The organism is Micromonospora sp. NPDC047467 (genome assembly GCF_040643095.1).
GTDB lineage: Bacteria > Actinomycetota > Actinomycetes > Mycobacteriales > Micromonosporaceae > Micromonospora.
On record NZ_JBEYTO010000002.1, the window covers coordinates 540,012 to 564,102 of the forward strand.

A 24,091-nucleotide genomic window follows, 5' to 3' on the forward strand; every position below is an offset into this window, starting at 1 on the left:
GCGACTCGCAGTCCTTCCCCGGGGAGCGACAGTACCAACGTGGTCATCGCGCTCGCGAGGCTGCGAATGTCCCCTGTGGATGACCGAGCTGCGGGAGTCACCGCCAGTCGGCGAGGATCGTGTCGACGGGCAGGGTGTCGCGCTCCGGGTCCGGTGCCGGAGCGGGCCGACCGAGCGGCGTCCGACCGAAGCGCGGCGCCGGGGCCGGCTGGACTTCGCCGCCCACCTCCACGAATGTGCCCCGGGCCGCGTTGTGCGGATGCCGGTACGCCTCACCGGGTGCGAGCACCGGAGCGACGCAGGCGTCCAGGTCGGCGAAGACCGCCGTCCACTCGTCCCGGGTCCGCTCGGCGAACCGCTCGGTGAACCGCCCGCGCAGCTCGTCCCAGCCGCTCGGGTCGTACTGGGCGGGCAGGTCCGGCTCGTCGGCGAGGCCGAGGGCCGTCAGCAGCACGGCGTAGAAGGCCGGCTCCACCGCGCCGACGGCCATGAACCCGCCGTCGGCGGTGGCGTACGTGTCGTAGAACGGCGCGCCGCCGTCGAAGATGTTGCGTCCGCGCGGGGCGGACCACGTGCCGGCGTTGAGCATCCCGTGCAGGAACGAGGTGAGCAGCGCCGACCCGTCGACCATCGCCGCGTCGACCACCTGGCCGACACCGGAGCGTTCCCGTTCCAGCAGCGCGGCGAGCACGCCCACCGCGAGCAGCATGCCGCCGCCGCCGAAGTCACCGAGCAGGTTCATCGGCGCGTGGGGGCGCTCGCCGGCCCGACCCAGCGGCTCCAGCGCCCCGGCCACCGCGATGTAGTCGATGTCGTGACCGGCCCGGGACGCCAGTGGGCCGTCCTGGCCCCAGCCGGTCATCCGCGCGTACACCAGTCGGGGGTTGCGGGCCTGGCAGACCTCCGGCCCGAAACCCAGCCGCTCGGCCACGCCCGGCCGGTACCCCTCGACGAGCACGTCCGCGCAGTCCACCAGGCGCAGCAGGTCCGCCACGCCGGCCGGAGACTTCAGGTCCAGTGCGGTGACCCGCCGGCCGCGCTGCAACGGGCCGCCGGTCAACGCCGCCAGCCGCCCCGCGCCGGGGCCACCCGGCCGGTCCACCCGCACGACGTCCGCGCCCAGGTCGGCCAGCACCATGCAACCGAACGGCGCGGGAGCGAGACTCGCCAGCTCGACAACCCGCACCCCGGCGAGCGGCCCGCGCCCCGAAGCGCCCGGCCCGCCATGCGCCTCAGAGGACACGGGCGATCAGCTCCTTCATGATCTCGTTGGTGCCGCCGTAGATCTTCTGGACGCGGGCGTCGGCGTACATCCGGGCGATCGGGTACTCCGTGGTGTAGCCGTAGCCGCCGAAGATCTGCAGGCACCGGTCGATGACCTCGCACTGGCCGTCGGTGAGCCACGACTTCGCCATGGCGGCGGTCGCCACGTCCAGGTCACCACGGTTGTGCCGGACGATGCAGTCGTCCAGGAAAACCCGGCTGACCCGGGCGCGGGTGGCGCACTCGGCGAGCACCATCCGGGTGTTCTGGTGCCCCATCAGCGGCTTGCCGAAGGCGGTGCGTTCCTTGGCGTACGCGACGGTCAGCTCGACCGCGCGCTCCATGGCGGCGACCGCGCCGACGCCGATGACCAGCCGCTCCTGCGGAAGCTGCTGCATCATCTGGATGAAGCCCAGCCCTTCGGCACCGCCGAGCAGGTTGGCCGCCGGCACCCGGAAGTCGTCGAAGAACAACTCGGCGGTGTCGTTGCCGTGCAGCCCGATCTTGGACAGCAGCCGTCCCCGGCGGAAGCCCTCCGGGTCGCCGCCGACCTCGCAGACCAGCAGCGAGATGCCGGAGGCCCGCTGGTCGGGGTCGGTCTTCACGGCCATGATGATCAGGTCGGCCAGGCCGCCGTTGGTGATGAACGTCTTCGCGCCGGTGACCAGGTAGTCGTCGCCGTCGCGCACCGCCCGGGTACGCATTGCCTGGAGGTCGGAGCCGCCGTCCGGCTCGGTCATGGCGATCGCGCCGACCAGCTCACCGCTGCACAGGCCGGGCAGCCAGCGGCGCTTCTGCTCCTCGCTGCCGTACGCCACCAGGTAACCGGTGACGATGCCACTGTGGACGGCCAGCCCGAGGGTGCTCTCCCCGGTGTACGCCTGCTCGTGCAGCAGCACCGCCTCGTGCGTGAAGCCGCCGCCCCCGCCGCCGTACTCCTCCGGGACGGACAGGCCGAGCAGCCCCAGCGCCCCGGCGCGCCGGTAGTGCTCGCGGTCCGGGTGGCCCTGGGCCAGCAGGCGCTCGGTGTGCGGCAGCACCTCCTTGGTGAAGAAGGTGCGGGCCAGGTCGGCCAGGTCGTCGTGCTCCGGCTGCCGCCAGGGCGAGGGGGGACCGTCGGGCGTCGGCATGTCCATCACCCTCGCGCGCTGTTGGCAGCATGTCAACAACTCTTGATCCACTCGGCTTCCCTGATATCGGGCTATCAGCGGCATGGGGACACCCCGATTTCAGGGACGGCGAGTCGATCAAGGTACGGCGATGGTTCGCGTCGCGTGTCGACGCCGTGAGCTGCCGATAAGGTCGGGCAGATGAGTGTCGAGACGGCTCCGCGCCGCCGCCGTCTGGAGCCGGACGCCCGGCGCGGGCAGATCCTGGCCTGCGCGGTCCGGCTGTTCGGCGAGCGCCCGTACGCGGACGTGTCGACCACCGACGTCGCCCGCGAGGCAGGCGTCGCCCGGGGCCTGGTCAACCACTACTTCGGTGCGAAGAAGGACCTCTACCTGGAGGTCGTCCGGGTCATGGTGACCATCCCCGAGGTGGCCCTGGAGCGGCTGCCCAAGGGTGACCTGCGGACCCGGGTCGACGCCAGCGTCACCTGGTTCCTCGACGTGGTGTCCCGGCACAGCACCTCCTGGCTGGCCGCCGTCACCGCCCGGGGGATGGGCGGCGACGCCGACGTGGAGCGGGTGCTCGCCGAGGCCGAGGAGGTCGCCGCGGACCGGATGCTCGTCGCCGTCGGGCTGGCCGGCGAGGCGGAGCACCACGAGGAGCTGCGCGGGATGGTCCGGGCGTACTGCGGTCTGGCCACGTCGACCGCCCGGGAGTGGCTCCAGCGCGGCGCGCTCACCCGCGAGCAGGTGCACCTGCTGCTCACCACCACGCTGCTGACCATCGTCGAACAGGTCATCCCGCAGGTCATCGACGGGCCGGCTCGACCGCCGGGCTGAGGGCCCCGCTCAGGCCGCGCGCCGGTCGCCGCCGCGACCGGTGCGCGCCGCCGGGGCGGCCCGACCGGTGCGCGCCGCCGGTGCGGCGAATCGGTTGGCGGCCTGCCCCGGGTGCGGCTCGGAGCGGACCACCCGCAGCGGCTGATCCACCTCGTCGGCGCGGAACCGCCAGCGTGACGGCGCCGGTTGCCGCTGCGGCGCGGGCCCACCGGGGCGCAGGCCGGGCCGGGACAGCAGCACGGTGATCAGGTAGCCGACCACCAGGAAGCCGTGGCTGACCAGCCGCTCCCCACCCACCGAGCCGGTGGCCAGGTCGTTGACCGAGAGCAGCAGCAGGGTGCCGACGAACGCGCTGAGCATCGGCAGCAGGCCGGCCGGCGGGCTGCGGCGTACCGCCACGAAGAGGAAGCCGGCACCCACCGCCACGTTCCAGGCGGCCGACTCGTGCCACAGGTGCTGGCCGGTGGGGTGCAGGTGGTCGGCGGCCGCGCCCCGGCCCACCTGGGCCAGGCCGAGCACCAACTGCACCGCGCCGAGCAGCCCGAGCGCCGCGCGCAGCCCGGCGACCAGTCGGCCGCGTCCCACCATGCGCCGCCACCACGGCTGGCGGGCCGGCGCCACGGCGGCGGCCAGGATCGCCTCGGTCCGGTCGGGCACGTCGGTGACCAACCGGGTACGCACCCGGCGCGTCACCGCGGCCACCGCCGTGAACCAGACCTGGCACTCGGCGCACCCGTCGAGGTGCCCCTGCGCCGCCGTCCGTTCGGCGGCGGTCTCCTCGCCGTCCAACTGCGCGGACAGAACCTCCCGCCACTGCTCACACCCCATGTACGGATAGTCGGTCCGGCCGCCGCTCCGGTTCCCGGCGACCAGGGCCGGTTGTGGAATACTCGCCGGACCATGACGCGCTACGGCCTGCTGATCCTGCCCGCCACCAACCGGGTGTACGCCCGTTCCGCCATCGACCTCACCCGGGCCGAGCTGGAGATCTTCGGCCGGTCGGCGCTCGACGGCAAGATCGGTGAACTGGACACCACGATCGTCGGCGGGGCGAACTACGTCACCTTCACCGGTGACGGGTTGACCGACCGGGATCTGGCCGCGCTGGGCAATCTCTCCGCCGGGTACGCGCTGTTCGAGATCGTCGGCGAGCTGTTGCGCCCGATCGAGTGGAGCCGGCTGGACCGCTACGACGACGACCTGCTCACCATCCAGAAGTACCCGGGCAAGACCAACGAGCAGTTCACCAAGCTGCTGCTCAACGTCACCCTGCTCGCCTCGGACTGGGCCGGCGAGCTGACCAGCCGGCGGTTCCGGGTGCTAGACCCGCTGTGCGGTCGCGGCACCACCCTCAACCAGGCCCTGATGTACGGCTTCGACGCCGCCGGGGTGGAGCGCGACCAGAAGGACGTCGAGGCGTACCGGGCGTTCATCACCACCTGGCTGAAGCAGAAGCGGGTCAAGCACCGGGTGCTGGAATCGGGGCCGGTGCGGCGGGAGCGCAGGGTCGTCGGCCGACGGGTGCGGATCGAGCTGGCACCGACCCGCGAGGAGCACAAGGCGGGCCGGACGCAACTGCTGGACGTGGTCAACGCCGACACCGCCCGGTCGGCGGAGTTCTTCCGCCCGGAGACCGTCGACCTGATCGTGGCGGACGCGCCGTACGGCGTACAGCACGGCAGTCGTACCGCCGATCAGGGTCTCTCGCGCGATCCGCTGGCGCTGCTCGCGGACGCCGCGCCGGTCTGGGCGCGGCTGCTGCGCCCCGGCGGGGCGCTCGGCATCTCCTGGAACACCCACGTCGCGAGCCGGGACGACGCGGCGGCGGCGCTTGCCGACGCCGGCCTGAGCGTGGTCGACGCGGAGCCCTACCGCGCGCTGCGGCACCGGGTGGACCAGTCGATCATGCGTGACGTGCTGGTGGCCCGCCGCCCGGCCTGACCGGCCCGCCGCAACACCCCGCCCCCCCGCACGCCCGGGCTGACCGCCCGCTTCGCACCGAATCTCCCGCGCCCGGCTCCGTGGGTGCTTTGTGTCGTTTTCCACCCATTTGATGGGCTGGCGTGAAAACCGCGTCAAGAAACGGTTCGCCTCCGTCATGGTCGCGTCATGACCCCTGCCGTTCGGCGTGTGGCGGGGCTTTGATTGCCCGGCGCGACCGGGAGGCGGTCGCGACGAACCTTTCCGGTCTGAGGAGTCAGCGTGTCTGACGTGGTGTTCGTGGTCCTGACGGTGGCGCTGTTCGCAGCGCTCGCCCTGGTGGTCCGGGCGGTGGAGAAGCTGTGAACGCGGTCAATGCCGTCGGCCTGGTGCTCGCGATCGTCCTGGGCGCGTTCCTGGTGTTCGCCCTGTTGTTTCCGGAGCGCTTCTGATGACCATGACAACAGCGGGCGTCATCTTCGTGCTGACGCTGGTGGCGGCCCTGGTCGCCGTCTACAAGCCGTTCGGTGACTACATGTTCCGGGTGGTCTCCGGCACCCGGCAGTCCCGGGTTGAGCGGGGGATCTACCGACTGGTCGGGGTCAACCCGGCCGCCGAGCAGACCTGGGGCGTGTACGCCCGCAGCGTGCTGGCGTTCTCGGCCATCTCGCTGCTGTTCCTGTACCTGCTCCAGCGGGTGCAGAACCACCTGTGGCTGTCGCTGGGCTTCGACCCGGTGGTGCCGCACGGCGCGTGGAACACGGCCGTGTCGTTCGTGGCCAACACCAACTGGCAGTCGTACTCGGGTGAGTCGACGATGGGCCACCTGGTGCAGATGGCCGGCCTGGCGGTGCAGAACTTCGTCTCGGCGGCGGTCGGCATCGCGGTGGCGGTCGCGCTGGTGCGCGGTTTCGCCCGCAGCCGCACCGGGCAGCTCGGCAACTTCTGGGTCGACCTGACCCGGATCACGCTGCGGATCCTGCTGCCGGTCGCGGTGCTCGGCGCCATCGCGTTCATGATCGGCGGCGCGGTGCAGAACCTCTCGGCCGGCACCGACGTGACCACCCTGACCGGCGGCACCCAGACCATCACCGGTGGTCCGGTCGCCAGCCAGGAAGTGATCAAGCTGCTGGGCACCAACGGCGGCGGCTTCTACAACGCCAACAGCGCCCACCCGTTCGAGAACCCCACCACCTGGACGAACTGGTTGCAGATCTTCCTGATCCTGCTGATCCCGTTCAGCCTGCCCCGGGTCTTCGGCCGGATGGTCGGGCAGAACCGGCAGGGCTACGCGATCGCCGCGGTGATGGGCATCCTGGCGTTCGCCAGCGTGGTCATCACCAACGTCTTCGAGTTGGCCGGCCACGGCACGGTGCCGCAGGCGGTCGGCGCCGCGCTGGAGGGCAAGGAGGTCCGGTTCGACGTGTCGAACTCGGCCACCTTCGCCGCCGCCACCACGCTGACCTCGACCGGTGCGGTGAACTCGTTCCACGACTCGTTCACTCCGCTCGGCGGCATGATGCCGATGTTCAACATGATGCTCGGCGAGGTCGCCCCCGGTGGCACCGGCTCCGGCATGTACGGCCTGCTCATCCTCGCGGTGATCACCGTCTTCGTGGCCGGCCTGATGGTGGGCCGCACCCCGGAGTACCTGGGCAAGAAGATCGGCTCGCGGGAGATCAAGTTCGCCTCGCTGTACTTCCTGATCACGCCGATCCTGGTGCTGGTCGGCACGGCGGCGGCGTTCGCCACCGGCAACAACTCCACCGCGCTCAACGTCGGGCCGCACGGCCTTTCCGAGGTGCTCTACGCGTTCACCTCGGCCAGCAACAACAACGGCTCCGCCTTCGGCGGCATCACGGTGAACACCACCTGGTGGGACACCGCGCTCGGGTTGTGCATGCTGCTGGGCCGCTTCCTCCCGATCATCTTCGTGCTCGCGCTGGCCGGCTCGCTGGCCCGCCAGGCACCCACCCCCGCGTCCGAGGGCACCCTGCCGACCCACCGTCCGCTGTTCATCGGAATGGTCGTCGGCGTCACCGTGGTCCTCGTCGCGCTGACCTTCCTGCCCGCGCTCGCGCTCGGCCCGCTGGCGGAAGGGCTCTGACCATCATGAGGAACGAGGACATGTCCGTCACGTCCGCGCCAACAGAGCAACTCCCCGGCACCCCTGCCAGACAGGGCAACCGGGTCGGTGGGGGCCTGCTCGACCCCCAGCAGATGGTCCGGTCCCTGCCGGACGCCGTACGCAAGCTCAACCCGGCCACCATGTGGCGCAACCCGGTGATGCTCATCGTCGAAGTCGGCGCGGCCTTCACCACCGTCCTGGCGGTGACCGACCCGTCGGTGTTCGCCTGGGCGATCACCGTCTGGCTCTGGCTGACCGTGCTCTTCGCCAACCTGGCCGAGGCGGTCGCCGAAGGCCGGGGCAAGGCCCAGGCCGCCGCGTTGCGGCAGGCCAAGCAGGACACCATCGCCACCCGGCTGCTCGACTGGAAGCCCGGTGCTCGCGCCAACACCTACCGCGACGAGGCGGTGCCCGCGCCGCAACTGCGCCAGGGCGACATCGTGCTGGTCGAGGCGGGCGGCATCATCCCCGGCGACGGTGACATCGTCGAGGGCATCGCCAGCGTCGACGAGTCGGCCATCACCGGCGAGTCGGCCCCGGTCATCCGCGAGTCCGGCGGCGACCGCAGCGCGGTCACCGGTGGCACGAAGGTGCTCTCCGACCAGATCATCGTGAAGATCACCCAGAAGCCGGGGGAGAGCTTCATCGACCGGATGATCGCCCTGGTCGAGGGCGCCAACCGGCAGAAGACGCCGAACGAGATCGCGCTGAACATCCTGCTCGCCGCGCTCACGATCATCTTCCTGCTGGCCGTGGTCACCCTTCAGCCGCTGGCCATCTTCTCCAAGGCGTACCAGGCGGCAGCGCCGGACAGCGGGGCGATCACCGACTCCGGTGTCACCGGGGTGGTGCTGATCTCGCTGCTCGTCTGCCTGATCCCCACCACCATCGGCGCGCTGCTCTCCGCCATCGGCATCGCCGGAATGGACCGGCTGGTGCAGCGCAACGTGCTGGCCATGAGCGGCCGGGCCGTCGAGGCTGCCGGCGACGTCAACACCCTGCTGCTGGACAAGACCGGAACCATCACGCTGGGCAACCGGCAGGCCGCCGAGTTCGTACCCGTCGAAGGGGTCACCGCCGCGACCCTGGCCGACGCCGCACAGCTCTCCAGCCTGGCCGACGAGACCCCGGAGGGGCGCTCGGTGGTGGTGCTGGCCAAGAACGAGTTCGGGCTGCGCGAGCGCGAGCCCGGCGTCATGCCGCACGCCACCTTCGTACCGTTCACCGCGCAGACCCGGATGAGCGGCGTCGACCTGACGCCGGACGCCAGCGTCGACGGCGGGGCGGTCGAGACGGCGCGGAGGGTCCGCAAGGGCGCCGCCGCGGCGGTCATGAAGTGGGTACGGGAGAACGGCGGTCACCCGACCGAGGAGGTCGGCGAGATCGTCGACGCGATCAGCGGCACCGGCGGCACCCCGCTGGTCGTCGCCGAGCACATCGACGGTGAGCCCGCCCGCGCGTTGGGCGTCATCCACCTCAAGGACGTCGTCAAGTCCGGCATGCGGGAGCGGTTCGACGAGATGCGCCGGATGGGCATCCGTACCGTGATGATCACCGGCGACAACCCGCGTACCGCGAAGGCCATCGCCGACGAGGCCGGGGTGGACGACTTCCTGGCCGAGGCGACGCCGGAGGACAAGCTCGCGCTGATCAAGCGGGAGCAGGAGGGCGGCCGGCTGGTCGCGATGACCGGTGACGGCACCAACGACGCCCCGGCGCTCGCGCAGGCCGACGTCGGCGTGGCCATGAACACCGGCACGTCGGCCGCCAAGGAGGCCGGCAACATGGTCGACCTCGACTCCGACCCGACCAAGCTGATCGAGATCGTGGAGATCGGCAAGCAGTTGCTGATCACCCGGGGTGCGCTGACCACGTTCAGCATCTCCAACGACATCGCGAAGTACTTCGCGATCATCCCGGCCATGTTCGCCGGCCTCTACCCGAGCCTGGACGCGCTGAACATCATGCGGCTGTCCAGCCCGGAGTCGGCGATCCTGTCCGCGGTCATCTTCAACGCCCTGGTGATCATCGCGCTGATCCCGCTCGCCCTGCGGGGTGTGCGGTACCGGCCGGCCGCCGCGTCGAAGCTGCTCAGCCGCAACCTGCTGGTGTACGGACTGGGCGGCATCATCGTGCCGTTCATCGGGATCAAGCTCATCGACCTGCTCATCCAGTTCATCCCGGGGATTTCGTGATGCGCCTACCCACCTGGATCGCCCAACACCTCGCCGCCCTGCGCGCCGTACTCGTCTTCACGGTGCTGCTCGGCCTGGTCTACCCGCTGGCCCTGGTAGCGGTTGGTCAGCTGCCCGGCCTCAACCACAAGGCCGACGGCTCGCTGATCACCTCGGGCGGGACGACGATCGGCAGCTCGTTGATCGGCCAGTCCTTCACCGACGCCGACGGCAACCCCGTCCCGCGCTACTTCCAGTCCCGCCCCTCGGCCGCCGGTGACGGCTACGACCCGACCTCCACCTCGGCCAGCAACCTCGGCCCGGAGAGCGTGGTCGACACCATCGCCACCGACCCGGAGGAGTCCAGCGAGAGCCTGCTCACCCAGGTGTGCGGGCGCAGCAAGTCCGTCGGCGAGCTGGACGGCGTCGACGGCCGTCGCCCCTTCTGCACCGACGACGGGGTGGGTGCCGTGCTCGCGGTCTTCCGCGCCGACGGTCTGACCGGGCCGGTCACCCGCGTGGTCAGCGTCAACCAGACCGCCCCGGCCACCCCGTTCGTGTCCTCGTACGAGGGGGTGCCGGTGGAGCTGGCCCAACCCGGCGAGGACTACGTGGCCGCCGGCGGGCTGGTCACCCCGATCCGCGGCAACGCCCCCGCCGACCCGGCTGTGCCCGCCGACGCGGTCACCGCCAGCGGCAGCGGCCTCGACCCCCAGATCAGCCCGGCGTACGCCGAGTTGCAGGTCAACCGCGTCGCGCGGGAGCGCGGCGCGGACCCGGCAGCGGTCCGCAAGCTGGTGGACGAGCACACCGGCGGACGAGGGCTCGGCTTCATGGGCGAGCCGGGCGTGAACGTGCTGGAGCTGAACATCGCGCTGGACAAGCAGTTCCCGGCACGCTGAGCAGGCTCTGAGCACGACACCGGGCGAGGCCGTTCCACGGGGACGGCCTCGCCCGGTCTCCCGCATCGGCGATCCCCACCAGGAAGGATGTTCCCGTGCCACGCGGAGAACTGCGCATCTACCTCGGAGCCGCCCCCGGCGTCGGCAAGACGTACGCCATGTTGGAGGAGGCCCAGCGGCGTGCCGCGCGCGGCACCGACGTGGTCATCGGTTTCGTGGAGACCCACGGCCGTCCGCACACCGCCGCCATGCTCGGCGACCTGGAGCAGGTGCCCCGCCGCGCGATGACCTACCGGGGCGCCGAGTTCACCGAGATGGACCTGGACGCGGTGCTGGCCCGCCGGCCGGAGATCGCGGTGGTCGACGAACTGGCACACACCAACGTGCCCGGCTCGCGGCACGACAAGCGCTGGCAGGACGTCCAGGAGTTGCTCGACGCGGGCATCGACGTGCTGTCCACGGTCAACGTGCAGCACCTGGAGTCCGTCAACGACGTCGTCGCGCAGATCACCGGCACCACCCAGCGGGAGACCGTGCCGGACGAGATCGTCCGCGCCGCCGAGCAGGTCGAGCTGGTCGACATGACCCCCGAGGCGCTGCGCCGCCGGATGGCACACGGCAACATCTACCGCCCCGACAAGATCGACGCCGCGCTGGGCAACTATTTCCGGGTCGGCAACCTCACCGCGCTGCGCGAGCTGGCGCTGCTCTGGCTGGCCGACAAGGTCGACGAGCAGCTCGACCGGTACCGCAGCCAGCAGGGCATCGCCGCCACCTGGGAGGCCCGGGAGCGGGTCGTGGTGGCCCTGACCGGCGGCCCGGAGGGCGAGACACTGATCCGTCGCGCGGCCCGCGTCGCGGCCCGCAGCAAGGGCGCCGACCTGCTCGCCGTGCACGTCTCGCGCAGCGACGGCCTGGCCGGCGCGGACCCGGCCCAGCTCGCCCGCCAGCGGGTGCTGGTGGAGAGCCTCGGTGGCACCTACCACCAGGTGCTCGGCACCGACGTGCCGGCCGCGCTGCTGGACTTCGCCCGTGGCGTGAACGCCACCCAACTGGTGCTCGGTGCCAGCCGACGGGGCCGCTTCGCGCAGTTCTTCGCCCGGGGTGTCGGGATGACCACCACCGCGCTCTCAGGGTCGATCGACGTGCACCTGGTCACCCACAAGCAGGCCGGCAAGGGCCGCCGGGCAGCGGCGGTGCCGGCGGCGCTGTCGCGGCGTCGGCGGCTGCTCGGGTTCGCCCTGGCCGTGCTGGGGATGCCGCTGCTCACCCTGCTGCTGAGGACCCTGCCCGATCTGACGCTGACCAACGACATCCTGCTGTTCCTCGCCGGGGTCGTCGGGGTCGCCCTGGTCGGCGGGGTGTGGCCCGCCCTGGTCGCCGCGCTCGGCGGATCGCTGCTGCTCAACTGGTTCTTCACCCCGCCGTTTCGCACGCTGACCATCGCCGAGGCGGACAATTTGCTCGCCCTGGCCGTCTTCGTCGGCGTGGCGTTGGCGGTGAGCTGGGTCGTCGACGTGGCCGCCCGACGTACCCGGGAGGCCGCCCGCGCCGCCGCCGACGCGCAGACCCTCGCCGCCGTCGCCGGTGGCGTGCTGCGCGGCGAACGTCCCCTGCCCGCCCTGCTGGACCAGCTCCGGGAGACCTTTGGGCTGCGGGCGGTGAGCGTGCTGGAGCTGGCCGAGGAGGCCAGTGGGCGCCCCGAGCGCGCCCGTGAGGAGCACGCCTGGTGCGTCGTGGCCAGCGTCGGCGAGCAGCCGGCCTGCACGCCCGACAGTGGTGAGACGGCGGTACCGGTCGACGAGCGGATCACCGTGGTGCTCAGCGGCCGACGACTGGAGGCCGCCGACCGGCGGATCGTCGAGGCGTTCGCCGCCCAGGCCGCCGTGGCGCTGCGTCAGGAGCGACTCGCCGAGGAGGCCGCCACCGCCAAACCCCTCGCCGCGGCCGACCGCATGCGCACCGCGCTGCTCGCCGCGGTCAGCCATGATCTGCGTACGCCACTGGCGTCGGCGAAGGCGGCCGTGACCAGTCTGCGCAGCCAGGACATCGAGTTCGACGAGCAGGACCGGGAGGAGTTGCTGGAGACCGCCGAGGAGTCGCTGGACCGTCTCGCCCGGCTCGTCGCCAACCTCCTGGACATGAGCCGCCTCCAGGCCGGCGTCCTCGGCATCACGGCGACCGCGATCGGCCTGGAGGACGCCGTACCCCTGGCGCTGGACGAACTTGGCCCGGCGGCCGCGACCGTCGGGACGGACATCCCGGCCGACCTGCCGGCCGCCACCGCCGACCCGGGCCTGCTGGAACGGGTGCTGGTCAACATCGTCGCCAACGCGCTGCGCTACAGCCCGCCCGACGAGCCACCCACGATCACCGCCAGCGCGCACGCCGGGCAGGTCGAGCTGCGGGTGATCGACCGGGGGCCGGGCATCCCGGAGGACCAGTGGGAGAACGTCTTCCTGCCGTTCCAACGCCTCGGCGACCGGGACAACCAGACCGGTGTCGGTCTCGGTCTTGCCCTGTCCCGGGGGTTGGTCGAGGCGATGGGTGGCAGCATCACCCCCGAGACCACCCCCGGTGGTGGGCTCACCCTTGTGCTGCGGCTGCCCGCCGCGCAGACCAGCTCGGAGGGGCCGCAGGAATGACCCGCATCCTGGTCGTCGACGACGAACCGCAGATCCTGCGTGCCCTGCGGATCAACCTGCGTGCCCGCCGGTACGACGTGGACGTCGCCGGCACCGGTGCCGCCGCCCTGAAGGCCGCCGCCACCCACCCGCCCGACCTGGTGGTGCTGGACCTCGGCCTGCCCGACATCGACGGGGTGGAGGTGATCCGTGGCCTACGAGGATGGACGGCCGTGCCGATCATCGTGCTCTCCGGCCGGGCCGGCAGCGAGGACAAGGTGGCGGCGCTCGACGCCGGGGCCGACGACTACGTCACCAAGCCCTTCGGGGTGGAGGAGCTGCTGGCCCGCATCCGCGCGGTGACCCGGCGGCTCGGCACGTCGAGCGAGGCGGTGCCCGCGCTGCGCATCGGCCAGCACACCGTTGATCTGGCCGACCACAGCGTACGGCGGGACGACGGCACCGAGGTCAAGCTGACGCCCACCCAGTGGAGCGTGCTGGAGAAGCTGCTCCGGCATCCCGGCAAGCTGGTCAGCCAACGGCAGCTCCTCCAGGAGGTGTGGGGGCCGGAATACCAGAACGAGACAAACTACCTGCGGCAGTACCTCGCCCAGCTACGGCGCAAGCTTGAGGACGACCCGGCCCGCCCCCGCCACCTCATCACCGAGCCGGGGATGGGATACCGCTACCGCCCCTGACCCGGTCGCCTCCGACGGCCGCCAGGGCGGGTACGGGAGGAATCCGGCCCGGCGCGGTCGGTGCCGTCCGGTCGCCGACGCCCTCCCCGAGCGGTGGCGCCACCAGCAGCGGGTCGACCTGGATCCGGTCGATGCCGAGCGGGCGCAACATGCCGCGCAGCGCGGACTCGCAGAGTTCCTCCCACGGTTGGTCCGCGCCCATGGCAGCGGCCAGCAGCTCGACCCGGGTGAAGGCGATCCCCACCCGCTGGCCCTGCGGTGACCGGCCGGTCCGCACCGTCCGCACCATCCGTCCCGGCAGATCGCGCACCGGAACGGCGTAAATTATCGGGGCCTCGTCCATGGTCGGGTTGGTCCTTTCCATTCGTGCCGCACGTGCGGCGGTCATCGGCTGAAACGTTCGAGGTCACGGGCGAAGCGGCGGATCGTCGCGGCCCGCGCCCAGGACGGCGCGGGGACCGCGACGACCGGCACGGTGGCCCGTTCCACGCAGTACCGGGTGACGTGGCCGGGCGACCGGCCGAACCGGCCGCGCTCGGGGCTGCCGACGACGAGCAGGTCGGACTCCCGGTGTGCGTGGTCGACCAGCACCTGCCCGGCGTACCCCTGGGTCGCCACCAGCCGTACGGCCACGTCCCGGGGCATGCCACCCAGCGCCGCGTCGAAGACACCGCGCAGGTAGACCAGGGCAGCCCTGTCGCACTCGTCCTGCCAGCGCCAGGTCAGCGTGCCGGGCCGCCAGGTCGGCGCGAAGACCCACGCGCGTACGGCGTCCAGGTGCGCGCCGTCGCGGCGGGCCAACTGGACAGCGCGGCGCAGCGCCTGCATCCCGGCGAACGACCGGTCGACGCCCACCACGATCCGGCGGGCAACGTCTGGGCGGCTCATGCGGCGGACACCACCCAGGCCGGGGCATCCTGCGGGGTCCGCGGGTCCGCCGGCGTGGTCAGGTCGAGCGCGCGGAGGATCGAGTGCGCGACCACCACCTCCACCCCGGCGCGGCGGCGCAGGTCGGCCACGGCGCGGTGCAGCACGGTCATGCTGTCGGCCGAGAGCCGCACCACGGCGTCGACGTCGGCGGCGATCCACCACGCGGCGACGGCGCACGGCTCGTGCCGCAGGTACTCGACCAGGTGACTGCCGGGCGCGGACGGGCCGAGCCGGACGCTGACCAGCGCCTCGTGCCGGCGGGCCGGCTCGTCCGTCCCGAACGCGGGAGGTCGCGCCGGGCCGGTTCCGCCATCGCGGGCGGGGAGTTCGTCGTCGGCGCCGGGTGTCAGGTTGCCACGTTCCCAGCGCGTCATCCGCCAAGGACTCATGGCCCCATCGTCACCACCCGGCGGCGGCCCAGCGCCCGCCGATACGTCGTTCTGACGGGTCGCCGCGAATTCTTGACGGCCTGTTCACGCGGGCGCTCGGCGGGCCCGCCGACCTGGCGGGTAACGTTCGGGACGGACCAAGATCGCGTACGAGGAGGCCCGGTGCAGACGACGACGGTGGACATCCCGACCAGCGACGGAGTGGCGGACGCGTGTCTGACCCGGCCGGACGGGGACGGACCGTTCCCGGCGGTGCTCCTCTTCATGGACGCCTTCGGGCCGCGCCCGCGCCTGGTGGAGATGGCCGAGCGGATCGCCGCCCGGGGTTACCTGGTGCTGACGCCCCACCTGCTCTACCGGGCGGGCCGGGCGCCACTTGCCGACCTGTCCCGCCTCGGCGACCCCGCCCAGCGCGGCGCGATCATCGAGAAGGTCATGCCGCTGATCCGCGCGTTGACCGCCGACGTGATCAACCGGGACACCGCCGCGTACCTCGACTTCCTGGCGGCCCGCGACGACGTCCGACCCGGCCCGGTCGCGATCACCGGCTACTGCATGGGTGGCACGAACGCGCTGCTGGCCATCGAGGCGCACCCGGACCGGATCGCCGCGGCGGCCAGCTTCCACGGCGGGCGGATCGTCACCGACGCACCGGACAGCCCACACCTGGGCGTCGGCTCGATCACCGGCGAGGTGTACTTCGGGCACGCGGACGCGGACCAGTCGATGACGCCCGAGCAGATCGCGACGCTGGAGAAGGCGCTCGACGCCGCCGGTGTCCGGTACGGCTCAGAGGTGTACGCGGGCGCCCACCACGGCTACACCATGGCCGACACGCCGGCGTACGACGAGCAGGCCACCGAACGGCACTGGGTCGCCCTGTTCGACCTGTTGGACCGGAACCTGCCGACCGGCTGACGCTGCCTCTGCTCCCGAATCGTTCGACCGTCAGCCGAAGCCGCTCGCGCTGCGACCGTTGCGGTGCCGGCCGGGCGTACGGGTGGTGACGCTGAACCGGCCGTCGGGCTCCATCCGCACCTCGCGGACGTCCGCGAGTTCGGTGACGCCCTGCTGCCGCAGCAGGGTGTGCAACTCCTCGTTGGTGATCAGCTCGCGGCGCATGTTCTCCCGCATGACCTGCCCGTCCCGCACCAGCACCAGCGAGCTGGGCCGGATCAGCCGGGCGGCGGCCTGCCAGCGGTACGCGACGGCGTTCAACAGGTACGACCAGCCGATGATCACCCCGACCAGCAGCAGCCCGTCGGTGATCGAGTTGTAGCCGCCGGACATGCCGTTCTGTGCGGCGTCCGCGAGCAGCACGATCACCAGCAGGTCGGTGACGCCGGTGGTGCCGCTCTCCCGCTTGAGGATGACCCGAAGGAGCGTGAACAGGGCGAGGTACATGACGCTGCCCCGGATCACGATCTCCAACAGCGGGGTGTCCGGGATGAACACCTTGCCCCAGTCGGCCACCTGACCGGCTACCCGCCGGCCGACCAGCCATGCCTGCCCACCACCGGAAACGCCGGGAGCAGGACGGGTGGGCCGGGGATCGGTCGGCCCACCGCGCTGCTCGACGGCGAGCACGGCGGGCCGACCGTGGTCGGCTCAGCTCGCGGCGGGTGCGGCTGCGGTCGCGGTGGGCAGGCCGGGGACCTCGACGTCGATCGCGAGCAGCGCACCGTCGACCGCGCTCGCCTCCGCGAGCCCGAGCCGGGCGGTCCCGATGAAGAGCCGCCGCAGGTCGGGGCCGCCCAGGCAGATGCCGGCCGGCTGGCGGGCGGGGAGACGGATCTGGCGGTCCAGCGTCCCGTCGGGCCGGTAGCGGCGTACGGCCGAGCCGCCCCACAGCGCGACCCAGAGGTGCCCGGCCGCGTCGACGGTCATCCCGTCCGGGCTGCCGTCGGAGTCGTCCAGTCGAAGGAACGGCTCCCGCCCGTGCAGGTCGCCGGTGGCCGGGTCGACGGTGAACCGGTCGACCTCGCCGCGCGGGGAGTCGGCCAGGTACATGGTGGTGCCGGTGGTGTCGAACGCCGGCCCGTTCGGGATGGTCATTCCGGTCACCGCAGGCACCGGCGTCGCGCCCGGGGCAAGCCGGTACAGCGTGCCCCTGCCGGGCAGCCCGGCGTACGTCATGCTGCCGGCCCAGAAGCGGCCGTGCGGGTCGGCGACCGCGTCGTTCATCCGGGTCGGCTCGGACGCGTCGCCGACCAGGTCGGCGACCGGCCGAGGGTCACCGGTGGTGGGCAGCAGGGTGACGCCGGTGCCGGCGGCGGCCAACCACTCACCGGGTCGGTCGGCCACCGGGGCGATCGCGCCGAGTGGCACGTCGAGGCGGCGCAGCTCCCGCAGCGGGGCCGGCGCGCCGCCGTCGGTCTCCAACAGCCGGCCGGCGAGCAGGTCGACCAGGACCAGCCGGTTGTCGACCCAGCGCAGCCCCTCACCCAGCTCCAACCGGTCGGTGCTCCAGACGGTCGGCTCGGTCAGCTCCATCGTGCTCCTCCAACGATCTCGGGCGGCCGAGGCCGGCCGCCGCACCGGTCAGCGGACCGTACCGCCGGGGCCGTGGTCGAGCAGCCCCAGCTCCGTCCGGTCGGGCAGGCCCTCCCAGTCACCCCGGGTGGCGACGGCGAACGCGCCGGTGGTGACCGCCCGGTCCAGCCGGGCCGGCACGTCGGCGTCGTCCAGCCAGCCGGAGAGCAGACCGGCCACGAAGGCGTCGCCGGCGCCCACGGTGTCCACCACCGGCACCTGCCGGGCCGGCCGGTGCACGGTGCCGGCCGCGCTGTGGCTGGTGGCCCCGCCGGCACCGTGCTTCACGACAACCTCGGTCACGCCGGCCTCGCGCAGCGCGGCGACCGGGTCGGCGGCGTCGGTCAGGACGGCCAGCTCGTCGTCGGAGGCGACCACGAGATCGATCGAGGGCAGCAGCGGTCGCAGCGCGGCCGCTGCCTCGTCGACCGACCAGAGGCGGTTGCGGTGGTTGACGTCCAGGCAGACGGTGCTGCCCGCCGCGCGGGCGAGCCGCACCGCTGTGACCACCGCGTCGTACGGCTCGACGCCGAGCGCGCAGGTGATGCCTGTGACGTGCAGCAGCCGGGGTGGCCGGCCCGAAGGGTCGAACGCGGGCGTGACGTCGGCCTGGCGCAGCCGCGAGCCGGCGGACCCGGCGCGGTGGTAGGTGACCCGGTTGATGTCGGCGACCCGGGCCTCGAAGAGGATCAGCCCGGTGGGGGCCGCCGGATCGACCCGGGCCCAGGTCAGGTCGACGCCCTCGGCGCGCAGCGTGCGGCGGATCAGTTCGCCGGGCTCGTCGGCACCGGTGACCCCGACCCAGGCCGCCCGATGGCCGAGCCGGGCCAGCCCGATCGCCACAGTCGACTCGGACCCGGCGACGGAGATCCCGGCGGTGCCGCCCAGTCGCAGCGGGCCGGTGGTGCGGAAGGCCGCCATGGTCTCGCCGAGGGTGAGCAGGTCGGTCACGAGCGGACCACCGCGAGGAAGGTGGCCGCCCGCTCGCGCAGCGCCGCCAGGTCGCCGCCGCGGACGGCGTCGCCGAGGAGCGGGGAGCCGACGCCGACCGCGACCGCCCCCCGGTCCAGATAGCCCCGGACGCTGTCCGCGTCGACCCCACCGACCGGCACGAACGCGGTGTCGGGGAACGGGTCACGCAGCGCGCCCAGGTAGCCGGGCCCGCCGAGGGAGGCCGGGAACAGCTTGACCGCGGTGGCCCCCGCACTGGCGGCCTGCACGACCTCGGTGGGGGTGAGGGCACCGGCGAGCACCGGCAGGCCGAGCCGGCCGGCCTCGGTGACACTCGGCGCCAGCGCCGGGGTGACCAGGAAGCCGGCGCCCGCGTCGGCCGCCGCCCGGGCGTCCTCGACGGTGAGCACGGTGCCCGCGCCCAGGGCGAAGTCGGGCCCGAGCGCGACCCGGGCGCTCCGGATGATGCCGAGCGCGTCGGCGCTGGTCAGCGAGACCTCGACAAGCGCGACGCCGCTCTCGGCCAGGGTGAGCACCGAGGCCAGCGCGGCCGCCGGGTCCGGGCCGCGCACGATGGCCAGCAACCGGTGGGTACGCAGCTCGTCGATCAGGTTCATCGCGGATGTCCTCAGTGGATGCGGTGGGCGGAGATGGTGAGCCGCCAGGCGACCTCACCGGTGGGTGGAACGATCGCCGCGTCGGCCGGGCCGGCGTCGGCCAGGTCGAAGGCGGCGCCGAGCATCGGCTCGACGCCGAGGCTGCGGTAGGGGGCGGTTGCCGGCCAGCCGCCCAGGTTGCGCCAGAGCGCGGTGCTGCGGGGCTGCCCGTCGCACTCCAGCGCCAGGGTCAGCCGGTCGGGGCCGTCGGTCACCCGGACCACCGGGCAGTCGAGCAGCACCGCGCCGAGCGCGGTGCCGTCGGCCGGGCCGAACGTGTCCAGCGGCAGCCCGGCCGGAGCCGGCCACGGCCCGGTCAGCCAGGGGTCGTCACCGGGCCAGGTGCCCGGCGGCAGCAGGGCCGCGGCCTCCGGGTGCAGTCGGGTGGGGGTGCCGGCGGGTGCGTCGAGGCGGGCATCGGGGGAGAGGTCGAGCAGGGCGTGCGCGGCCCAGACGAACCGGTAACCGGGGTCGGCGGCCAGTCGGTAGTCGGCCACCACCACGCCGCCGGATTCGCTGATCCGGCGGGTCAGGGTGAACGTCGGCCGCTCGATGACCACGCTGTCCGGCCCGGCCGCGTCGGGGCCGGCGGCGTCGGGGCCGGCGGTGTCGGGACCGGCGGCGTCGGGACCGGCGCTGTCGGGACCGGCGGTTCGCCACGGGCGCGGCCACACCTCGCCGTGGTCGGGCTCGCCGCGCACGGTGGGCAGGCACTCCTCCAGCCCGCCGGCGTCGACGAACGCGTCGCCGGGGCGTACCTCGTGTCGGCCGGGCTCCGGGCCCTGCCACAGCCACTCCCGGCCGCCGCCGCGCAGGCTGGTCCACCGACCGCCGTGCGCCGCGTCGTACGCCGCGCGCAGCGGGACCGGCGCGAGCCCGGTCACCATTCGGCGAACGACCCGTCGCGGTGCTGCCAGACCGGGTTGCGCCAGGCGTGCGGGGTACGCGCGGCCTCGCGGACCGCCGCCTCGTCCACGGTGATGCCCAGGCCGGGCCGGTCGAAGCGGGCGATGTGCCCGTCCACGAACCGGAACGGCTCCCGGTCGACCACGTAGTCGAGCAGCTCGGAACCCACGTTGTAGTGGATGCCGATGCTCTGCTCCTGGATCAGGAAGTTCGGTGTCGCGAAGGCCACCTGGAGGCTTGCCGCCAGCGAGATCGGCCCGAGCGGGCAGTGCGGAGCGAGCAGCGCGCCGTACGTCTCGGCCAGCGCGGCGATCCGGCGGACCTCGGAGATGCCACCGGCGTGCGACAGGTCGGGCTGGACCACGGTGACCCCGGCCTGTAGCGGGCCGAGGAACTCGGAACGGCCGTAGAGGCGTTCGCCGGTGGCCACCGGGATCGGGGTGCTGGCGACGATGTCGCGCAGGTGGTGGGCCTGGTCGGGCAGGACCGGCTCCTCCACGAAGAACGGGCGCAGCCCGGCCAGCTCGGGCAGGATCCGCCGGACCGCGGCCAGCCCGGCTCGGCCGTGGAAGTCCAGCGCGATGTCCCGGTCGGGGCCGAGCACCTCCCGGGCGGCGGCGACCCGGCCGATCACCGCGTCCACCTCGGCGGAGGTGGGGATGGGGGACAGTCGCCCGCTCGCGTTCATCTTGACGCCGGTGAGACCGGCGGCGACCTGTGCGGCGGCGGCGTCGGCCACCTCGCCGGGCTCGTCCCCGCCGATCCACGAGTAGACGCGCACCCGGTCCCGTACCGGCCCACCGAGCAGCGCGTGCACCGGCGCACCGTACGCCTGCCCGGCGATGTCCCAGAGGGCCTGGTCGAGGCCGGCGACCGCGCTGGAGAGGATCGGGCCGCCGCGGTAGAAGCCGCCCTTGGTGAGCACCTGCCAGTGCTGCTCGATCCGCAGTGGATCCTCGCCGATCAGATATTCGGAGAGCACCTCGACGGCGCTGCGCACCACCTCGGCGCGCCCCTCGACCACCGGCTCACCCCACCCGACGAGCCCGTCGTCGGTCTCCACCCGGCAGAACAACCACCGTGGCGCGACCAGGAAGGTCTCGATCCGCTCGATCTTCACTGACTGCCCCTTCGTCCCCGTGCCTTTTCGACGTCGCGGACGGCCTTGTCCAGCAACTCACGCATGGCGGTCTCGGCCGCTGTCTCGTCCCGGGCGCGCAGCGCGTCGACCACCGCGCGGTGACTCGGCACCGGGTCGTCGTGGGCGGCGCCGCCGTGCACGAGCCGGTCCCGTTCGGCGAGGCCCGTCTCCATCACCACCTCCATGCGCTCCAGCAGCTCGTTGTGGGTGGCGGCGAGCAGCCCGCGGTGGAAGGCGAGGTCGGCGGCGACGGCGGCGATGGGATCACCGTCGGCCTCGGCCATCTCGGTCAGCGCCCGGTCCAGTGCGGCGACGTCGTCGTCGGTGCACCGGAGGGCGGCCAGCCGCGCGGCGGCCGGCTCGATGATGGCGCGGACCTCGTGCAGTTGGTCGAGCAGCCGTTCGTGGGGGCCCTCGGCGAACTGCCAGCGGATCACGTCGCCGTCGAGCAGGTTCCAGTCGGCCCGTGGCCGGACGAACGTGCCGCGCTTCTGCCGGGCGTCGACGATGCCCTTGGCCGAGAGGACCTTCAGCGCCTCGCGCAGCGCCGTCAGGCTGACGTCGAACTCCTCCTGCAGAGCGGCGATGTTCAACGTCGACCCGGCGGCGATCTCACCGGTGAGGATGCGGCGGGCGATGGCCTCGACGGTCTGCCCGTGGACGCCGCGGCTTGCGTACTGTGCCAATGGTTTCCTGGCCTTCTCGCTGGTGTCGGTATCGATCTGCTCAGGCCGAGGTTTTCACCGCTGTCCAGCCACCGTCCACCACCAGGCTCGCGCCGGTGACGTAGGCGGCGTCCGGTGAGGCGAGGAACGCCACGGTCGCGGCCACCTCGTCCGGTGTGCCGAACCGCTTGGCCACGGTCTCGTCGACGCTGCGCTGGCGGTCCTCTTCGGACACGTCGGCCCAGGCGGCGGTGAAGATCGGCCCGGGCAGCACGGTGTTGACCCGCACCCGTGGGCCGTACTCCACAGCGAGCTGGCGGCCGAGCGCGACCAGGCCGCCCTTGGCCGCCGCGTACGCGGGACGGCCGGGCAGCCCGACCAGGGCGTGCACCGACGAGATCAGCACCACCGCGCCAGACCGTGCCCGCAGGTCGTCCAGGCAGGCGCGGACGCCGAGGAAGGAACCGGTGAGGCTGACGCCGAGCTGGTGGTCCCATGACTGCCGGCTGGTTTCGTGGGCCGGAGCGACCTGCACCGCGTAGGCGGTGCTGACCAGGATGTCGACCGGGCCGAGCCCGGCCCGCACGGCGGCCACGGCGGCCGTCCAGTCGGCGTCGTCACTGACATCGCCGATTACGGACAGTGCCCGGTCGCCACGTGCGGTCAGCTCGTCGGCCAGCGGGCCGGAGTCGGTCACGTCGAGCAGCGCGACTGCCGCTCCTTCGGCGGCGAGCCGCCGGGCGATTGCGGCGCCGATCCCGCCCATCGCTCCGGTGACCAGCGCGTTCTTGCCTTCAAGCCGGCGCATAGGCTGATCCTCCTGACCCTCGCCTTGATCTCGAATAATCATTAATTACGAAGATATCTTGACAGGCGGCGAGGGCCGATGCAACCTTCTGGTCACACACATTCACATGGCCGACACATTGCGTCGTGACGCTGCGTGTCGTAGAGGAAGGACACCCTCGTGAGCGACTTCGACCCCGGTCGCCGGCGATTCCTTGGCCACCTCGGGCTTGCCGGCCTCGGCGCCCTCGGTGCCGGCTCGTTGCTCAGCGCGTGCGCCAGCTCTGCCAGCGGGCCGACGACGAGCAACGGCTCCGGCGCGGTAACCATCCAGTCGAACCTCTCCTCGCCGCAGGCCAAGGTGGCGATGGAGAAGCTGATCGAGACCTTCAACGCGCAGGGCAAGGGCACGGCGAGCCTCAACACGGTCGCCTCGGAGACCTTCCGGACCCAGCTGCCGACCTACCTGACCTCCGCCAACCCGCCGGACCTCTACACCTGGTACGCGGGCTCGGTCGCCAACGACTACGCCAGCCGTGGCCTGCTGTTGGACGTCTCCGACGTCTGGAAGTCACTGGGCGACTACCCCCAGTCGCTGCGCACGCTCTCCACCGACGCCAGCGGCAAGCAGGTCTTCATGCCGATGAACAACTACTGGTGGGGCTTCTTCTACCGCAAGTCCAACTTCGCCAAGTGGGGCGTGCAGGAGCCGAAGACCTGGACCGAGTTCCTGGCCCTGTGCGAGACGCTGAAGAGCAAGGGCATCCCGCCGATCGGCATCGGCCTCGGCGACACCCCATGGATCGCCTCGGCCTGGTTCGACTACCTGAACATCCGGATCAACGGCGCGCCGTTCCACCGCGAGCTGCTCGCCGGCAAGCAGCGCTTCGACGACCCCAAGGTCAAGGCGGTCTTCACCCGCTGGCGCGAGGCCCTGCCCTACTTTGACCCCAAGGGCAAGGCGTACCCGTTCCAGGAGGCGACCACCGCGCTGCTGGCCGGCAAGTCCGGCATGTTCCTGATCGGCACGTTCTTCGCCGACGCGGCACCCAAGGACGCCCTCGGTGACCTGGACTTCTTCCGGTTCCCGATCATCGACCCGGCGGTGCCCCTGGCCGAGGAGGCCCCGACGGACGGCTTCTTCGCCAGCGCGAAGACCGGCAACCCGACCGGCACGAAGGCCCTGCTCACCTACCTCGGCGGAGTCGAGGCCCAGGAGGCGTACGTCAAGGCCAGCTCCGGCATCGTGCTGCCGGCCAACCCGAAGGCCAAGGCGTCCGACTCGCCGCTGGTGGTCAAGGGCAAGGCGATGCTCGACGAGGCCAAGGAGCTGACCCAGTTCTTCAACCGCGACTCCAGCGACGCGCTCCAGCCGACCGCGGACACCGCGCTGACCAAGTTCATCGACAAGCCGGACCAGATCGACGCGATCCTGCGGGAGTGGCAGGCCAGCGCCGAGAAGGTCTTCAAGGGCTGA

At 72.4% G+C, this 24,091-nt stretch carries 24 protein-coding genes; 10 read left to right on the forward strand and 14 right to left on the reverse strand.

From position 1 onward, the window contains the following. Window positions 1-97: 97 nt before the first annotated feature. A complete protein-coding gene (locus tag ABZ780_RS06740; RefSeq protein ID WP_357484791.1) occupies window positions 98-1,243 on the reverse strand; it encodes a CaiB/BaiF CoA-transferase family protein in 1,146 nt (381 codons plus the stop codon). Beyond that, a complete protein-coding gene (locus ABZ780_RS06745) occupies window positions 1,233-2,393 on the reverse strand; it encodes an acyl-CoA dehydrogenase family protein (RefSeq protein WP_357004391.1) in 1,161 nt (386 codons plus the stop codon). Before ABZ780_RS06745 ends, ABZ780_RS06740 begins: the two co-directional genes overlap by 11 nt. 180 nt (window positions 2,394-2,573) lie before the next feature. Here ABZ780_RS06745 and ABZ780_RS06750 point away from each other — a divergent pair, with 180 nt between their 5' ends. After that, a complete protein-coding gene (locus ABZ780_RS06750; protein WP_357004394.1) occupies window positions 2,574-3,212 on the forward strand; it encodes a TetR/AcrR family transcriptional regulator in 639 nt (212 codons plus the stop codon). Window positions 3,213-3,221: 9 nt separating this feature from the next. Here the strand turns inward: ABZ780_RS06750 and ABZ780_RS06755 are convergent, their stop codons facing one another. After that, window positions 3,222-4,040, reverse strand: a complete 819-nt coding sequence (locus tag ABZ780_RS06755) for a zf-HC2 domain-containing protein (protein WP_357484794.1) — start codon at window positions 4,038-4,040, stop codon at window positions 3,222-3,224. Between the two features lie 72 nt (window positions 4,041-4,112). Between ABZ780_RS06755 and ABZ780_RS06760 the strand changes: the two genes are divergently transcribed. From ABZ780_RS06760 to ABZ780_RS06790, 7 genes are all read left to right on the forward strand, one after another. Further along, on the forward strand, window positions 4,113-5,153 hold the full coding sequence (locus tag ABZ780_RS06760; RefSeq protein ID WP_357484797.1) for an SAM-dependent methyltransferase: 1,041 nt from the start codon (window positions 4,113-4,115) through the stop codon (window positions 5,151-5,153). Window positions 5,154-5,494: 341 nt separating this feature from the next. Next, window positions 5,495-5,584, forward strand: a complete 90-nt coding sequence (gene kdpF / locus ABZ780_RS06765; protein WP_036390805.1) for a K(+)-transporting ATPase subunit F — start codon at window positions 5,495-5,497, stop codon at window positions 5,582-5,584. Continuing rightward, window positions 5,584-7,239 (forward strand): potassium-transporting ATPase subunit KdpA, encoded by a 1,656-nt coding sequence (gene kdpA / locus ABZ780_RS06770; protein WP_357484800.1) that lies wholly within the window; start codon window positions 5,584-5,586, stop codon window positions 7,237-7,239. Before kdpF ends, kdpA begins: the two co-directional genes overlap by 1 nt. Before the next feature lie 20 nt (window positions 7,240-7,259). After that, window positions 7,260-9,455, forward strand: a complete 2,196-nt coding sequence (kdpB, locus tag ABZ780_RS06775; RefSeq protein WP_357484803.1) for a potassium-transporting ATPase subunit KdpB — start codon at window positions 7,260-7,262, stop codon at window positions 9,453-9,455. Further along, a complete protein-coding gene (locus tag ABZ780_RS06780; protein ID WP_357004408.1) occupies window positions 9,455-10,336 on the forward strand; it encodes a potassium-transporting ATPase subunit C in 882 nt (293 codons plus the stop codon). The genes kdpB and ABZ780_RS06780 overlap by 1 nt, the downstream gene beginning before the upstream one ends. A 95-nt stretch (window positions 10,337-10,431) precedes the next feature. Further along, the gene (locus ABZ780_RS06785; RefSeq protein WP_357004411.1) at window positions 10,432-12,981 is read left to right on the forward strand and encodes a DUF4118 domain-containing protein; all 2,550 of its coding nucleotides are present in this window, start codon (window positions 10,432-10,434) and stop codon (window positions 12,979-12,981) included. Then, a complete protein-coding gene (locus tag ABZ780_RS06790; protein WP_357004413.1) occupies window positions 12,978-13,658 on the forward strand; it encodes a response regulator in 681 nt (226 codons plus the stop codon). The genes ABZ780_RS06785 and ABZ780_RS06790 overlap by 4 nt, the downstream gene beginning before the upstream one ends. Here ABZ780_RS06790 and ABZ780_RS06795 read toward each other — a convergent pair. The 3 genes from ABZ780_RS06795 to ABZ780_RS06805 are packed head-to-tail and all read right to left on the reverse strand — an operon-like array spanning window position 13,621 to window position 14,977. After that, window positions 13,621-14,046 (reverse strand): SAV_915 family protein, encoded by a 426-nt coding sequence (locus ABZ780_RS06795; protein WP_357484806.1) that lies wholly within the window; start codon window positions 14,044-14,046, stop codon window positions 13,621-13,623. The genes ABZ780_RS06790 and ABZ780_RS06795 overlap by 38 nt on opposite strands. Beyond that, window positions 14,043-14,546 carry a universal stress protein gene (locus tag ABZ780_RS06800; protein ID WP_357484809.1) on the reverse strand — a complete coding sequence of 168 codons (504 nt, stop codon included), beginning with the start codon at window positions 14,544-14,546 and terminating at the stop codon, window positions 14,043-14,045. The genes ABZ780_RS06795 and ABZ780_RS06800 overlap by 4 nt, the downstream gene beginning before the upstream one ends. Next, the gene (locus ABZ780_RS06805; protein WP_357004420.1) at window positions 14,543-14,977 is read right to left on the reverse strand and encodes a hypothetical protein; all 435 of its coding nucleotides are present in this window, start codon (window positions 14,975-14,977) and stop codon (window positions 14,543-14,545) included. Before ABZ780_RS06805 ends, ABZ780_RS06800 begins: the two co-directional genes overlap by 4 nt. Before the next feature lie 162 nt (window positions 14,978-15,139). On the opposite strand from ABZ780_RS06805, the gene ABZ780_RS06810 reads away from it, so the two are divergent. Then, window positions 15,140-15,895, forward strand: a complete 756-nt coding sequence (locus tag ABZ780_RS06810) for a dienelactone hydrolase family protein (protein WP_357484812.1) — start codon at window positions 15,140-15,142, stop codon at window positions 15,893-15,895. 30 nt (window positions 15,896-15,925) lie between these two features. On the opposite strand, the gene ABZ780_RS06815 is transcribed toward ABZ780_RS06810, so the two are convergent. The 8 genes from ABZ780_RS06815 to ABZ780_RS06850 form a co-directional block, all read right to left on the reverse strand. After that, a complete protein-coding gene (locus ABZ780_RS06815; RefSeq protein ID WP_357485326.1) occupies window positions 15,926-16,450 on the reverse strand; it encodes a YetF domain-containing protein in 525 nt (174 codons plus the stop codon). A gap of 135 nt (window positions 16,451-16,585) precedes the next feature. Continuing rightward, window positions 16,586-17,470 (reverse strand): SMP-30/gluconolactonase/LRE family protein, encoded by an 885-nt coding sequence (locus ABZ780_RS06820; RefSeq protein ID WP_357484815.1) that lies wholly within the window; start codon window positions 17,468-17,470, stop codon window positions 16,586-16,588. A gap of 48 nt (window positions 17,471-17,518) precedes the next feature. Next, window positions 17,519-18,460, reverse strand: a complete 942-nt coding sequence (locus tag ABZ780_RS06825) for a sugar kinase (protein WP_357484818.1) — start codon at window positions 18,458-18,460, stop codon at window positions 17,519-17,521. Next, on the reverse strand, window positions 18,457-19,077 hold the full coding sequence (locus tag ABZ780_RS06830; protein ID WP_357484821.1) for a bifunctional 4-hydroxy-2-oxoglutarate aldolase/2-dehydro-3-deoxy-phosphogluconate aldolase: 621 nt from the start codon (window positions 19,075-19,077) through the stop codon (window positions 18,457-18,459). Before ABZ780_RS06830 ends, ABZ780_RS06825 begins: the two co-directional genes overlap by 4 nt. 11 nt (window positions 19,078-19,088) lie before the next feature. Beyond that, window positions 19,089-20,003: a hypothetical protein gene (locus ABZ780_RS06835; RefSeq protein ID WP_357004434.1), complete on the reverse strand. Its 915-nt coding sequence runs from the start codon at window positions 20,001-20,003 to the stop codon at window positions 19,089-19,091. Next, entirely contained in the window at window positions 19,997-21,142 is a 1,146-nt protein-coding gene (dgoD, locus tag ABZ780_RS06840; RefSeq protein WP_357484824.1) for a galactonate dehydratase, read from the reverse strand. Before dgoD ends, ABZ780_RS06835 begins: the two co-directional genes overlap by 7 nt. Then, complete coding sequence (locus tag ABZ780_RS06845) at window positions 21,139-21,849, reverse strand: FadR/GntR family transcriptional regulator (protein WP_357004440.1); 711 nt, start codon at window positions 21,847-21,849, stop codon at window positions 21,139-21,141. The genes dgoD and ABZ780_RS06845 overlap by 4 nt, the downstream gene beginning before the upstream one ends. Window positions 21,850-21,889: 40 nt before the next feature. After that, complete coding sequence (locus tag ABZ780_RS06850; protein WP_357004442.1) at window positions 21,890-22,636, reverse strand: SDR family oxidoreductase; 747 nt, start codon at window positions 22,634-22,636, stop codon at window positions 21,890-21,892. Window positions 22,637-22,795: 159 nt separating this feature from the next. On the opposite strand from ABZ780_RS06850, the gene ABZ780_RS06855 reads away from it, so the two are divergent. Beyond that, entirely contained in the window at window positions 22,796-24,091 is a 1,296-nt protein-coding gene (locus ABZ780_RS06855; protein WP_357484827.1) for an extracellular solute-binding protein, read from the forward strand.